13 protein-coding genes and 1 pseudogene are annotated in these 14801 nt (G+C 35.8%); 9 read left to right on the top strand and 5 right to left on the bottom strand.

What is annotated here, in order from left to right; genetic code table 11:
• The first annotated feature begins 54 nt into the window (after window positions 1–54).
• Window positions 55–525: an AnBLUF65 family BLUF photoreceptors gene (locus ACTJJG_RS02410; protein ID WP_005073517.1), complete on the top strand. Its 471-nt coding sequence runs from the start codon at window positions 55–57 to the stop codon at window positions 523–525.
• Here the strand turns inward: ACTJJG_RS02410 and ACTJJG_RS02405 are convergent, their stop codons facing one another.
• A complete protein-coding gene (locus ACTJJG_RS02405; RefSeq protein ID WP_032005339.1) occupies window positions 526–849 on the bottom strand; it encodes a hypothetical protein in 324 nt (107 codons plus the stop codon).
• Window positions 850–1555: 706 nt separating this feature from the next.
• The gene (locus tag ACTJJG_RS02400) at window positions 1556–2707 is read right to left on the bottom strand and encodes an alpha/beta fold hydrolase (RefSeq protein ID WP_032005341.1); all 1152 of its coding nucleotides are present in this window, start codon (window positions 2705–2707) and stop codon (window positions 1556–1558) included.
• Between the two features lie 434 nt (window positions 2708–3141).
• On the opposite strand from ACTJJG_RS02400, the gene gltS reads away from it, so the two are divergent.
• Window positions 3142–4377, top strand: coding sequence for a sodium/glutamate symporter (gltS, locus tag ACTJJG_RS02395; protein ID WP_002115276.1), 1236 nt, complete (start codon window positions 3142–3144; stop codon window positions 4375–4377).
• Window positions 4378–4571: 194 nt separating this feature from the next.
• Window positions 4572–6407 (top strand): monovalent cation:proton antiporter-2 (CPA2) family protein, encoded by a 1836-nt coding sequence (locus ACTJJG_RS02390; protein ID WP_069119481.1) that lies wholly within the window; start codon window positions 4572–4574, stop codon window positions 6405–6407.
• A 67-nt stretch (window positions 6408–6474) separates the two neighbouring features.
• On the opposite strand, the pseudogene ACTJJG_RS02385 reads toward ACTJJG_RS02390, so the two are convergent.
• From ACTJJG_RS02385 to ACTJJG_RS02375, 3 genes and pseudogenes are all read right to left on the bottom strand, one after another.
• A pseudogene (locus tag ACTJJG_RS02385) lies at window positions 6475–6843 on the bottom strand (SDR family NAD(P)-dependent oxidoreductase); the annotation flags it as partial.
• Between the two features lie 30 nt (window positions 6844–6873).
• On the bottom strand, window positions 6874–7275 hold the full coding sequence (locus ACTJJG_RS02380) for a DoxX-like family protein (protein WP_017386491.1): 402 nt from the start codon (window positions 7273–7275) through the stop codon (window positions 6874–6876).
• Between the two features lie 198 nt (window positions 7276–7473).
• Complete coding sequence (locus ACTJJG_RS02375; protein WP_032055536.1) at window positions 7474–8112, bottom strand: TetR/AcrR family transcriptional regulator; 639 nt, start codon at window positions 8110–8112, stop codon at window positions 7474–7476.
• A gap of 583 nt (window positions 8113–8695) precedes the next feature.
• Here ACTJJG_RS02375 and csuAB point away from each other — a divergent pair.
• The 6 genes from csuAB (at window position 8696) to csuE (ending at window position 14715) form a co-directional block, all read left to right on the top strand.
• Window positions 8696–9232 (top strand): Csu fimbrial major subunit CsuAB, encoded by a 537-nt coding sequence (csuAB, locus tag ACTJJG_RS02370; RefSeq protein ID WP_032055537.1) that lies wholly within the window; start codon window positions 8696–8698, stop codon window positions 9230–9232.
• 73 nt (window positions 9233–9305) lie between these two features.
• Window positions 9306–9854, top strand: a complete 549-nt coding sequence (locus ACTJJG_RS02365; protein ID WP_032055539.1) for a spore coat protein U domain-containing protein — start codon at window positions 9306–9308, stop codon at window positions 9852–9854.
• A gap of 4 nt (window positions 9855–9858) precedes the next feature.
• Window positions 9859–10377: a Csu type fimbrial protein gene (locus ACTJJG_RS02360; RefSeq protein ID WP_032055540.1), complete on the top strand. Its 519-nt coding sequence runs from the start codon at window positions 9859–9861 to the stop codon at window positions 10375–10377.
• Window positions 10371–11204, top strand: coding sequence for a Csu fimbrial biogenesis chaperone CsuC (gene csuC / locus ACTJJG_RS02355; RefSeq protein WP_155394906.1), 834 nt, complete (start codon window positions 10371–10373; stop codon window positions 11202–11204). Before ACTJJG_RS02360 ends, csuC begins: the two co-directional genes overlap by 7 nt.
• Window positions 11201–13699, top strand: a complete 2499-nt coding sequence (csuD, locus tag ACTJJG_RS02350) for a Csu fimbrial usher CsuD (RefSeq protein WP_032055544.1) — start codon at window positions 11201–11203, stop codon at window positions 13697–13699. Before csuC ends, csuD begins: the two co-directional genes overlap by 4 nt.
• Window positions 13696–14715 (top strand): Csu fimbrial tip adhesin CsuE, encoded by a 1020-nt coding sequence (gene csuE / locus ACTJJG_RS02345; RefSeq protein ID WP_017402994.1) that lies wholly within the window; start codon window positions 13696–13698, stop codon window positions 14713–14715. The genes csuD and csuE overlap by 4 nt, the downstream gene beginning before the upstream one ends.
• Window positions 14716–14801: the final 86 nt, after the last annotated feature.

Here is a 14801-nt window from a genome sequence, read left to right as displayed (position 1 = left end):
TGGTAGATTAAAAAATCTTTAAATAAAGAAATTTTATATTTCACGGAATTGCTAATGAACGTTCGCCTGTGTTATGCCAGTCAACGGAACGAAAAAAATGAAGACTTGTTGCAAGATTTACGTGATATTTTGACAGAAGCACGAGATTTCAATGATTTGAATCAGATCTGTGGGGTGCTCTATTATGCCGATAATGCTTTCTTTCAATGCTTGGAAGGTGAGCGAGAGGTGGTTGAACGATTATTTGAAAAAATTACAAATGATGAAAGACACCACAATGTTAAATGGTTGTGTACATATTCCATTGAACAAAACTCGTTTCAACGATGGTCAATGAAATATGTACAACGTAATACAAATATCGAATCTTTCTTTCTAAAAATGGGAGAAAGTACTTTTAATCCTATTCGTCTTGATGAGCAAAACTTAAAAGCTTTCATCAATGAATTAGTCATTGCCGAACAAACTAAAATTAACACAGTTAAGAAAGTGGGTATGGTGAATCGTGGGGTGAAACCATTTTAGCTATTTGGCTATCACGCCAATATGGATGGTCTTGAGTTTAGGTAATATTTTAGTCATGACTAAATATACAATAACTGAACTTGCGAGCATCCATATCACTTCTAAGCTTTGACTAATGACAAACATAGCCCAATAAAAAAAGCTAAATAGGGCGAGACAGAGTCTACTACCTTTAAAATACCAAGTAATAAATATTCCAAACAGTGCAGAAGAGAGAAGGAGATTAATCGTCTCGTTCATTCCTATGTAATTAAAGAAAATAATCAGTAAGCATAAAGCTAACATTGATAGTAAATATACAAATATATTTTTTGCAATAAACATTTTCTATACCCTATCTGATGATTAAAAAGTATCTTTCCTCTGTTTCCAGAGGAAAGATAGTACATATTAATTTTTGAGATTCTTTTTCTATTATTAAGAGTTTTTATATTAATAAAGATGACTTTATCATTTTCTCCAGATCTCTTTATTAATATTCAGCTTTCTATTTAATAGTAAAGAGTGCTTATATGTACTGAAATTAATTATAAGAAAAACAATCATTTGAGTTGTAAGCTTTGGCTTACATAATTGTGAGAGATTGCCTACATTTGTATAAATAATGATCAAATTTTACAAAATTAAATTTACAAAAAAATTTATTTAACAATAACTTAAGTAAATATATTGTTTAGATGAGCTTTACATAAATAACAAAAAGTAACATCAATTTTAAGAGATACTTTTCTTAAAATTTATAAATATTAATAAGAGAAAATTAATTTATTTAAAAAATTTTAACATTTGATAAAATATTGTTTTATTAAATTGTATTTCTAATAAATAAAATTTATGTGTTGAAGGATTTTTAATGTGATTAATAGTGAGGAAATTATATTTATATTTTTGTGTCATCTAGTAATGAGCTGCTTTTGAATTATGAGAAAAAACTACTGCAATATAAATAAAACTAGAATATCAGACTTATAAAATTTAAATTTTGGCCAGCATAGAACTGACTACACTGGCTTTACTGCTTTTGAATTAATTATTCTGAACGAGTAGCTAACCAAGTACTTACTTCTGGCCAGACCGTAGTGGGTGCTTGACTACCAGAAACTACGCCCATATGACCACCTGGTACCACCTTGAATGTTTTGTCTTGGCTACTAATTAAATCCATGAGTGGTTTAACAGCATCAGCTGTGACAATAATATCTGTGTTGCCACCAATAGCTAACACAGAGCATTTAATATCTTTTAGATAGGCGGTAAGTTCACCAAATTTAACTACACCTTTAGACAGTTCATTATCAATCCAGAAACGGAGAATAATATCGCGCATGACACCGCCCGGATAGGCCAGCATATTATCGATAAATGAACTTGAGGTTGCATGATCGACAATAAACTCTCGGTTATCTAGATTTTTAAAAAGTTCCCAATATGTTTTCAAATTTCCAATCGGATCCGTTAATTTAAAGCCAAGCGTGTTTTGCCAGCCATGAATATGAAATGCTTCACTTGGTACATGATGGCGAATACGAAATGGCGTATGTTTGCGAACCCATTCTGCGGGTTTGGTAAGACTACCGTATAGTTTCCCCATATAACCTGCTTTGTGTGTGTCGATAGGGGAAGCGAGAATAATTAGATTTTTAATATCTTTATCTTTAAACAATGCGGTATAGCAGAGCGAAAGCGCGCCGCCCAAACTCCAACCATGTAAAGAAAGCTGTTGCTGACCGCTGTGTAGGCGAACTTGCTTTAACATCTCTGGCATGAAAACTTTAATATAAGTACCGAAGTTATATTTTGCTTGGTGCCGAGTCGGGATGCCCCAGTCAATTAAATAGACATCAAAACCTTGCGCTAAAAAATAGCGTACAAAGCTACGCGTAGGGAACAAATCGTAAATGAGCATGTTCACTGCTAATGGAGGAACAATAACTAAAGGTACACGGTGTTTATGTGTGGATAAGCTAGTCTCATTTTTATAATGGCGTAAGGTAATGATTTCATGCTTATGAATCACATCAAATGGGGTTTTTCCTGATAAGGCAATTTGAGGGCCTCTGAAAAAGAGATCTGATGCATTGATCAGCATGTGAGGTATTTTTTGACCAGCACGTGTCTGAAGAGATTTTTTAATAGATTGTAGCTGTGGAACGTTCTGACGAACTTTAAGCAATAAACTCATTGAATATAAAACCTATAAAGATGTTGCCCAGAACAGTAAAGAGCTGGTCTTTGAAGGATATTAAAGTGAATGATGCAGAAGTTCAGTGACCCAAAAGACAGGATTTTTCTTTAAATGTATCAAGTTAGAGCTTAGCTTAGCGCAATATACTGTTGCTTAAAAAAAGAGTAATAAGATTGAGGCAACCAGATGTCTTGATTTCATCACTCGAGCATTAAAACTTTTAAAAAAATTAATTCTCAAAGCAAGATAGAAATTTAGGAGAGGGTACATCATGATTTTTTACTAAATACTTAAAACAATATTTTGATTTATATAGTTATTTTTAAATAAAGATGGTTTTTGTAAAGTTTGTTTGTGTTTTTTTTAAATAATAAAAAATAAAATATAATTATTTTACAATCCATTAGGAATGTAATCAGAAAGTAGCATATATGGAATTTGTTTTTAATGGTTTTTATACACTAATTTCGGCGGTTATCGTCTTATTGTTGGGCCGCTTTCTTGTTAATCGAATTGATTTTTTAAAACGTTATAATATCCCTGAACCTGTAGCTGGTGGTTTGGTTGCTGCTGTAGTTTCTTTACTTGTCCACACTTTGTGGGGGTATAGCATTGTTTTTAGTAGCGAATTACAAACCAGCTTTATGCTCGTGTTCTTTGCTTCAATTGGTTTAAGTGCCAATTTTATGAAGCTTAAAGAAGGTGGTACTGCTTTAGTCATCTTCTTAATTTGTGTTGCATCATTCATTGTTGTGCAAAATGCTGTTGGTATGAGCCTTGCGACATTATTGGGTCTTGACCCACTTATTGGTTTGATTGCAGGTTCAATTACCTTAACAGGTGGTCATGGTACAGCTGGCGCATGGGGTGAAATTTTAGAAACCCAGCATGGTATTCAGGGTGCTTTAGCATTAGGTATGGCGAGTGCGACCTTTGGCTTGATTATTGGTGGTGTGATTGGTGGGCCGTTAGCGAAATTACTCATTAATCGTTACAGTCTTGCTCAACCAAAAACCAATGCTGAAATCCAAAATCGCGACACACATCTTGAACAAAATTCAGATGACCTTGCTCCGTTTGAAAACCCGCATCAAGTCCGTTTAATTACTGCCGATAATGCAATTACTACACTGGGTATGTTTGCAGCATGTTTAGCGTTTGCTGAATTTATGACTGGCTTTAGTAAGGGAACGTGGTTTGAGTTACCAACTTTCGTTTGGGCACTCGGTGGCGGTGTAATCTTAAGAAATATTTTAGAAAGCGTGTTGAAAATTGATATTTTCGACCGCGCGATTGATGTATTTGGTAACGCGTCTTTGTCGCTTTATTTAGCAATGGCATTGCTTTCATTAAAGCTTTGGCAACTTGCCGACTTAGCTGGTCCGCTTGTAGTTATTTTAGGTGCGCAAACCATTACGATGGCTTTATATGCGGCATTTGTGACGTTCCGCGTCATGGGCAAAAACTACGATGCAGCAGTATTAGCAGCAGGTCATTGTGGTTTCGGTATGGGTGCAACACCAACAGCCGTGGCAAATATGCAAGCCATTACTAATATGTATGGTCCATCGCATAAGGCTTTCTTGATTGTTCCGCTTTGTGGCGCATTCTTTGTCGACTTAATTAATGCGACAGTCATTCAGCTCATGCTGAAATTTATTGCCTAATATAAAAAAAGCCCGTTAGGGCTTTTTTTATGGGTGTTTGTCCATGAGTATTTGATTTCTATTTATAGGCTCAATTTTTATTTTCGGATGACTTAAATCATTTAATTTTTAGGATGCTTTTTCTCAAAACTAATAATCGCCCTTAAACCTCGTTTCACATAGAATAAATTGCAGATAAATAAAATGAGAAATGTATGAGCTCAGAAGCACATTCAATTAGCTTGGTTGCCCCTGTGGTTTTATTGGCGGCTGCTGTCATTGCAGTTCCTATTTTTAAACGTATTGGTTTAGGTTCAGTACTTGGTTATTTAATTGCGGGTCTAATTATTGGCCCATTCGGTTTTGCTTTTTTTCAAGATTCCACCGCAATTTTGCATATTGCCGAGTTGGGAATTGTGATGTACCTCTTTGTGATTGGTTTGGAAATGCAACCCTCACATTTGTGGAGTCTTAGGCGCGAAATTTTTGGCCTTGGTACGCTACAGATTATTATTTGCGCGCTGGCTTTGACTGGCGTTGGGCTGTTATTTGGCTTTACATGGCAAGTTGCTTTTATTGGTGCGGCAGGGTTCGTCTTAACCTCGACTGCGATTGTGATGCAGTTATTGGGTGATCGGGGGGATTTGACTCAACCCCGAGGACAAAAGATTGTAGCCATCTTACTATTTGAAGATTTACTCATTGTGCCATTGCTGGCTATTGTTGCTTTTATGGCACCGAATCATGTGGTCGAAAGCACATCGGTACGATTAGAAAATATAGGAATTGGTTTACTCGCAATTGCAGGGCTTATTGCGGCAGGGTATTGGTTACTTAACCCATTGTTTAGACTATTGGCCGCTGCTAAAGCCCGAGAAGTCATGACTGCGGCGGCTTTATTGGTGGTGTTGGGTGCAGCGTTACTGATGCAAGTCAGCGGTTTGACTATGGCGATGGGTGCTTTTTTGGCGGGTGTACTTTTATCTGAATCGACCTTTAGACATCAAATTGAAGCGGATATTGAACCATTCCGAGGAATATTACTGGGCCTGTTTTTCCTTGGGGTCGGTATGTCATTGGACTTATCGGTAGTTGCTCAAAACTGGCAACTTATTGTGAGTGGTGTAATTGCCCTAATGCTTGTCAAAGCGCTCATGATTTATATGGTCGCCCGAGTAACGAAAAGCTCTCATACTGAAGCGTTAGACCGCGCTTTACTTATGGCTCAAGGTGGAGAGTTTGCCTTTGTACTTTTCTCGGCTGCGCTAAGTGCACAAGTTATTGATAGTATCGTTAAATCTAACTTAACCGCCATTGTTGTGCTTTCAATGGTGTTGACCCCAATAGTCGGTATTATTTTCAAACGTTTTACTCAAGCAAAAACGAAGGTTTCATTAGAAAACATCGACATTGCTGACGGGCTAAGCGGTAGTGTTTTAATGATTGGTTTTGGGCGCTTTGGACAGGTTACTAGTCAATTATTATTAGCAAGAGGTGTCGATGTCACCATTATTGATAATAATGCCGACATGATTAGAAACGCCGAAAAGTTTGGTTTTAAAATTTATTATGGCGATGGTTGCCGTCTAGATATTCTGCATGCGTCTGGCGCCGCAACAGCACAAGCGATTGTGGTGTGTGTAGATAGCAAGGAAACGACCAATAGAATTGTAGAACTCGTGACCCATGAATTTCCTTTGGCAAAATTATTAGTCCGTTCATATGACCGTGAGCATTCACTGCATTTAGTTAAACAAAAAGTGGACTTTATGATTCGTGAAACGTTTGAATCTGCAGTTAAGTTTGGCGGTGTGATTTTGCAAGAACTGGGTGTAGATGAAGACGAAGTAGAAAGAATTACCGAGGAAATTCGAGATCTCGATAATGAGCGTTTTGAAACTGAAATCGCTGCAGATGACGTCAATGCGGGAGCAGGTATGCAATATACACATACTCATCATCCAAGACCAACTGCGCCATTGATTCGACCAAAACAAGAAGGGCGGATTTTAAATAAAGAAGATACTTCAGAGAATGAGGGTGTGGATTAGTCATAAAGCTCAGTAAGAGTTTTTTAGAAAAGCTTTTACTGAGCATTTTTATTGGTGGAAGTACCTAAGTGCCCAAAATATTAGTTGAAACGGCTGCATTTAATTCATCTGGCTGAAGGTCAATAAACTCTTTCGTTGGGTGGCAGCTGCCTGCGTTATTAATCCACACATTTACTTGTCCAAAATGCTGAATTGCTCCCTCCCATAAGGCTTGTAAATCTGCAATTTGTGTCACATCACAGCATGAACCAATAAATTTTTCTTTACTAAAATGATTTTCTAGGTGAGTGAGAGCATGCTTAAGATGCTCCGCGTTTCGTCCAGCGATGACAACTGAACATCCCAGATCTAAAAAAGCGTGGGCGAGTGCTAAACCTATACCTTTTGTGCTTCCAGTGATGACTACGCAGCCAACTTCACGACTAGATAAACTCATTGAAATCTCTAAATTTTTTTAAAATTAACGCTATTGAGCAGCTTTATGAAAATGAGTTGTTTGCTCTTTTAATAAAAGCAAATAGATAATTGATAAACTTATCATCGAAATATTCATTACGATAGGGTTATAAGGCGAGATAAGTGTAGAAGGTTTTAAAAAACCAATTAAGAATAGTAAACCGAATAAACCTAAAATACTTAAATAGTGAATATATTTATGAGTATAAAAAAGAAACAATAAACCAAAAATAATTTCAGCTATACCGCTCGCGCGCCCTGCAAGTTTTGCATACTCAAAAGAAAGTCCGATGGTTTGCCATACAAATATTTCATCAGAGTTAATAAAAATTAGTTTAGGAACCAGTCCTTGATAAAACCACAAGAAAGCGAGCATAAAGCTTATAAATTTTAATGCTTTAGCATTATCCATTAAGATTCTCTAAAAGATTGAAATTTCAATTTTGATCATTGCGATTATTATGTTTTGATTTAATTTATTCTTCAATAGCTAATAAGACTAGCTAGTTTTTTTAATCATTTCTTATGGTTGTTTTTTAACATTAATGTAGGGATATGATAGGAAAATTTTATATTAAAACATAGGAGAAATACTCCTATGTTTTTAATTTTATGGTTCACTAACTAATCTTGATATATTTTTTAAAAGTATATTTCTTAGAAATTGTTTATAGCATTCATCTGTATTTTTGTTTGAATGTTGAACTAAATAACCGTTGAGCTGTGTAATTATAATTATGGCTCTTTCTTTGTATTCTTCTGATGAGATTTTATTGTGAATAGGGAGTATAATTTTATATATAAGTTCAAAATTATACTTTTGTATCATTGATAAAGAATCATATACATAGGGTAAGTGATCTGAAATAGAAAACACCTCTTTAAATGTATGCGTAATGACCGGTTGTTCTATTTCATATATTATATTAGCGATAATATTCATAAACCGATGCAAGGGTGGCTCATTTGCATTTAAGTTGATTAAAATTTCTATACGCTGTATGTAGTCGAAAATTAATTTATCGAGTAAAGCTTTTAATAAACTATCTTTATTTTGAAAATAATGCTGTAAGGTACTTAAACTAATATTCGATTGAGCTGCAACTCCTCGCATACTAAAACCAGAATAACCTTTGGTAAGAAAAACTATCTCAGCATTTTTTAAGATTTGCTTTACTCTTTCTTGTCCTTTTAGTGTGGTAAAGGACTTCTTTATTTGCATAGTATCAAAGGTATCAATTTTGATCATTATCCAGCCTGTAAGTACTATTTAAAAAAAGGCATTCTAAACCATGAAATTAGAAAAATATAAATAAAATATTTAAATTCTATTAAACTAATTATAGGTCATGTGACCTATAATTTTTTAATATCGGTCATATGACCTAATCTAAAATTAAAAAATAGGTCGAATGACTTATTCTTATCTCTTAAGTAATAGTTAAAATAGGTCGTGTGACCTATTTAAATAATAATGAGTTTCTTATGATTTTATTAAATCTATAAATTATTGTATTTGAATAAATATTGACTAGTTTTTATTTGATGGATGATATTTATTTTCTCTATTTTTTAGACTTTTTTTTAAAGTAGGGGTGGGTATTTAGTTAGGTGTTTTTTTTACTGGTAAAAAAAGAATTTTAAATAAGTAAACATAGTCTTTTTGTAATGTGTGTATACAAGTTAAATAATTGTTATTAAATTGTGAAAAGAATCACACAATAGTAAAAGGTAGTTTGTTTTATATATAAAACAAATTGGACATATTTTATTTATTGAGTTTGATTCATTTTGTTCTACAAAACTAATCATTATATATGTAGGTTATGAATATGAAAAACATTCAGAAATCACTTCTTGCAGCATTAATAGTTGCTGGTTATGCGGTAAATATTCAAGCGGCTGTTACTGGACAGGTTGACGTTAAATTAAATATCTCAACAGGCTGTACTGTAGGTGGTAGTCAAACTGAAGGGAATATGAACAAGTTTGGTACTTTAGATTTTGGTAAAACTTCTGGTACTTGGAACAACGTATTAACAGCTGAAGTCGCTTCAGCAGCAACAGGCGGTAATATTTCTGTGACTTGTGACGGCACGGATCCTGTTGATTTTACAGTTGCAATTGATGGTGGTGAACGTACAGACCGTACTTTAAAAAATACTGCTTCTGCTGATGTAGTTGCATATAACGTTTACCGCGATGCTGCTCGTACAAACCTTTATGTTGTAAACCAGCCACAACAGTTCACTACAGTGAGTGGCCAAGCTACAGCGGTACCAATTTTCGGTGCAATTGCTCCAAACACTGGCACAGCAAAAGCTCAAGGTGATTATAAAGATACTCTATTAGTTACTGTAAATTTCTAAATATAAAAAGAAATAATTGATTGAGTGGCAGGTTTACTTAAAAGCGAGTGAACCTGTTTTAAATGGAGGGGAGATGATATTTAATCGCGGTTCTATATTTATAATTTCTTATTTTTTAATTTCTTCATTAAATGCGGGTGAAATTGGAGCTAAGTTAACAAATCAAATTGAATTATTACCTTCTTGTTCTATTAATAATAAAGTTGTTGAAAATAATGCGACAAATTTAAATTTCGGAACTGTTGATTTTGGTGAAACCTCAACTGGTTTTAATGGGGTGATCGACGCAAGTTTGATGAATAATGGAAACTCTGGTTTACAGATACAGTGTGCTGGTATTTCTACTGTAAAAATAATATTTGGTTCTGGAAATAATGATAGTAAAGTTCCTGCTTCTTTTTCACAAAATTATTATCATGCATTAAGTAATGGTAGAGATTTTGTTGCTTATAACTTGCTCTATGGTTTAGATAGACAAGTGATTAGAGCGAATGATGCTTTTATTCTTAATGATATGAATACTAAAAAGAATATCGATATTTTTGCTCAAGCCATACACGATGGTGGTCGTATATCTAAGGGTGAGTATAGAGATATAGTACCAATTACAATTGAGTTTTAAGAAAATGAAATATTTTTATTTTAAAGCAATATTATTGCTATCTGTAAGTCCATTTGTATATGCGGTAGATCCTCAATTAAATTCTAGTTTTAAAGTTCAGGCTAAAATTGAAAATGGATGCTCAATAGATAATATCGAACAGAAAATGGATTTTGGTCAGTATTCAGCTTTATCAAAAGATAAAGTCGTTTCTAACATTATAAATAGCAAAGAATCTTGGAATATTCGTTGTACTGAAAGCTTGCCTGTTAGTATTTCTATAGATGGTGGTGAAAATCTACAGAATAATATAAGACGTATGAAAAATGGTTCATCTTCGAATTATTTGCCTTATAAGTTATATAACTCTAGCAGTTTGTCTACTGAATATGTTGTCGGTAATAAATATTTATTGCCTGCCACAACACCTACAAACCGTCTGGCAAATTTTGAAATATATGGTGTCGTTGATTTAGAAAATAATAATGAACCACATACTGCTGGAATTTATAAAGATACTGTTTCAATAATGATTACATGGTGATTTGTATGAACAATTCTGCATTTATTAAAAATGGCATTTTAAAATCTTTTTTATTTGCAAGTACATTATCACTTGTTACACCTGTGATGGCGCAAGCAACTTTTTTAATTTGGCCTATTTATCCAAAAATTGAAGCCAATGAAAAAGCAACAGCGGTTTGGCTTCAAAATACCGGCAAGACCGATGCGATGGTGCAAATTCGGGTGTTTAAATGGAATCAAGATGGCTTAAAAGATAACTATAATGAGCAATCCGAAATTATACCAAGCCCGCCTGTAGCTAAAATTAAAGCAGGTGAGAAGCATATGCTTCGTTTAACCAAAAGCGCCAATTTGCCAGATGGCAAAGAACAGTCATATCGGTTGATTGTAGATGAGTTACCGATTCGCCTTTCCGATGGAAACGAGCAAGACGCTTCTAAAGTGAGTTTCCAAATGCGTTACTCAATTCCGTTATTTGCCTATGGAAAAGGTATTGGTAGTGGTTTAACTGAAGAGAGCCAAAAAGCAAATACAAAAAATCCTTTAGCCAAACCCGTTTTACAGTGGTCCGTCCGCAACAATGAGAAAGGCCAGTCTGAGCTATATTTAAAAAATAATGGACAGAAATTTGCGCGTCTTTCGGCACTTAAAACTTCAAAAACTGGCAATGATATTTCTTTAGGGAAAGCTGCTTTTGGCTATGTTTTATCGAATAGTACCGTGAAGTTTGCTATTGATAAGTCGACTGCAAATGAATTGTTAAAAACTTCTAAAATTTATGGTGTTGATAGCTCTGGCATAAAACAAGAGTTAATCGAAATCACCAAAATGGAGGATCCAACATGATCCTTCGGCATAATAATTTATGCAAAAGTATTTTGCTAATTTTGTTGTCGGGTGGATGCTTAAATATTCCAAATGTTGCTGTTGCTGGCGATTTGCCTCCACCACCAAAAGATATTAACGAAATTAATCAATTGTTTAAGCTATATCTAGACTTGGTTGTAAACCAATATTCAGTTCAGCAGGTTGTGCCTGTCATCGTTAAAAATGATGAGTACTTCATACAAAAAAACAAGCTGATCGATGAGTTAGAAATTCAAATTCCTCAGGAGCTACTGACAAACAACGAGACTGCTTTAACCAATCAAGATATCTTAACTTTGGGGTTTAGTGGTGATGCAAGTGACTGGATATCTTTAGATAAGTTGAAAGATGTAAGCTATGAATATCAATCATCAAACCAATATTTTAAGCTTAACTTTCCACCTGCTTGGATGCCGACTCAAGTTTTAGGTAAAGACTCATGGTATAAGCCTGTCGTTGCTCAGTCTGGTATAGGGCTGCTCAATAACTATGATTTTTATACTTATAGACCCTATCAAGGTGTTTCAACCAGTAGTTTATTTACTGAGCAGCGTTTTTTCTCTCCGTTAGGGGTTATTAAAAACTCTGGTGTCTATGTCAAAAATCAATATAAAAATGAAGGTAACGCCGAGTCTTTAGACAATGATGGCTATCGTCGTTATGACACATCTTGGCAATTTGATAACCAAAATAACGCTACATCTTTTGTACTAGGTGACATTATTACCGGTAGTAAAACGACTTGGGGAAGCTCTGTCCGTCTAGGTGGTTTTCAGGTACAGAGAAATTATTCAACTCGACCCGATTTAATTACCTATCCATTGCCACAGTTTATTGGGCAAGCCGCGTTGCCAAGTACAGTCGATTTAATTATTAATGGTCAAAAGACCAGTTCAACAGAGGTACAGTCTGGACCATTTATTTTAAACAATGTTCCTTTTATTAATGGTAAAGGGGAAGCTGTTGTGGTCACGACCGATGCAGTCGGGCGTCAGGTTACAACAGCGGTCCCATTTTATATTTCTAATACTTTGCTCAAGCCCGGCTTATTTGATTACTCATTGTCTTTAGGGAAAATCCGTGAAGACTACGGACTTAAGAACTTTTCTTATGGAAAATTTGCAAGTGCAGCCGATGCCCGTTATGGGGTCAATGACTGGTTTACCGTAGAAGGTCGTACAGAACTTTCTTCAGACTTACAGTTATTGGGTGCAGGGTCTGTACTCAAGCTTGCAAACTTAGGTGTGCTGAGTGCTTCTTTTAGCCAAAGTAAGGCCGATAAGTCTATGTCTGAAGATCGAGCTAAAGATTTAGAGGGTAATCAATATACGGTCGGGTACAGCTATAACCGTAATCGGTTTGGTTTTAGTATTAACCATAACCAGCGCGATGATGAATATACCGATCTTTCACGGCTGCAATATAGCAATTTAATTTCGGTCAATAGCAATAAAAGCTTAACGGCCAATACTTACTTTGCGACCAAAAACTCAGGCACATTTGGCGTCGGTTATATTAATACTAAGGCGAATGACTTTAAAAACCGCTTCTTAAACTTGTCATGGGCACCTGTTTTACCGACTTATATGAATGGTGTGACCGTTTCCTTAAGTGCCAACCGTGACTTTATCGAAAAAGAGTGGAGTGCTGCATTTCAGCTTTCGATACCACTGTTCCAACGAAACGCGACTGTGAACTCGGGTTATGCATTTAATAAAGAGGGCGATACGGGTTATGTTAATTTCAACCGTTCTGTGCCGTCTGAGGGCGGTGTGGGTGTCGACTTGACCCGACGCTTTAATGAAAATAGTGAAGATTTAAATCAGGCACGTGTCAATTACCGCAATGGTTATATCAATACCGACTTTGGTATGTCTGGAAACCATGACTATAACTATTGGTTTGGTCTATCTGGTTCACTTATTTATATGGGGGGTGAGATATTTGCTTCAAACCGTTTAGGCGATTCTTTTGCATTGGTCGATACCAACCAAGTACCAGATGTTTTGGTTAGATACGAAAACAGTTTAATTGGTCGTAGTAATAAAAAAGGCCATATTTTTGTGCCATCGGTGACGCCTTATTATTCGGGTAAATACAGCGTCGACCCAATCGATTTACCTTCAAACTTTACAATCACGCAAGTTGAACAACGTATTGCTGCTAAACGCGGCTCGGGTGTTGTGATTAAGTTCCCAGTTCATCAGTCTATTTCTGCTAACGTTTATTTAACTCAAGCAGACGGCAAACCGATGCCTGTTGGTTCAGTCGTGCATAGAGCTGACCAAGAGTCATCTTATGTGGGAATGGATGGCATTGTCTATTTAGAAAATTTAAAAGCGAACAATACCGTAACTGTTCAACGTTCGGATCAGAGCGTATGTAAGGCAGATTTTTCTGTAGATGTAGAGCAAGCCAAGCAACAGATTGTGGTGGTTAAGCCTGTTACGTGTCATGAGGTATCTTTACCATGAAAATAAAAACAAAAAAATTACTCAGCCATTTATGTATGTTTTCTGGACTGATGTTGGCTGGAAATTTGGCTCATGCTGCATGTAGTGTGAGTGCTTCCGGTTCATCTACTATTTCGGTTCCGTCTATTTACCTAATGGAAAACGGTGAGAATTCTTCACAGTTTAATTCTGGTTTGTCATGTACGGGTTTTAGTCTGGCTTTAGCAAACATGACATATCTAAAATATCGAGTTGAACAAATGTCGAATTCGTTTACCAACGCTCAAACCGGAGAAAAGCTCAATGCTGTTATTTTAGATAGTAACAATGAAATCATTAGCTTAGGCCAAGAAAAAGACATGAGTAGCTTTACACTGGTCAATCTTTTTAGCGGGCCAGATGGTAATTTGCCTTTTTATATACGCCTTCCGGCTGGGCAAAGCGTATCACCTGGTGTTTATCAGGCTGATTCACCGTTAAAAGTAAAATGGTTCTATTCGGTACCAGGGGTTGCTATTGCCGGAATCGGTATATTCTTTGAAAGCCCAGGATTTAAACGCGGGGTATTGGGTATCGGTTTTAACTGGGGAACTGGAACAGACTCGCTTGGTTCACTGTCAATTACTGTACTTCCGGACTGTCGAATTTTAGCTCAAGACGTAAACTTTGGTACAGCAGCGTTTGCTTCCAAGCTTGAACCTGTCCAGTCTTCTATGGGAATCCGTTGCTCGGTAAATACCCCATACTATGTCAGTTTAAATAATGGACTTTCCCCTCAAAATGGCGACCAACGAGCTATGAAGTCGCAAACTGGTAATACATTTTTAAAATACGATATTTTCAAGAACTCATCGAATGATCGATGGGGAAGTGGTAACGAGCGTTGGTCGAGTTTAAATGCGACTCTTAACCCCGGTGTACATAACGGAGTGACGCAGCAGAGCTATGTGTTTACCACAAAAATTGTTGATGAAAATGCAGACACGATCCCTGCGGGAACTTATCAAGACACGGTCACGGTACAAGTCGAGTTTTAAAATTTGTTTGGTTTGGTGTGAAAGATAAAAGCTCAGTTCATGGGCTTTTTGTCTTTAAATAGAATATGAAATTTCTGGTTCTTATA

This window comes from Acinetobacter sp. 22512 (genome assembly GCF_052044755.1).
In the GTDB taxonomy this organism is placed as follows: Bacteria; Pseudomonadota; Gammaproteobacteria; order Pseudomonadales; family Moraxellaceae; genus Acinetobacter; species Acinetobacter pittii.
This window is presented reverse-complemented; position numbering and strand designations above follow the sequence as displayed.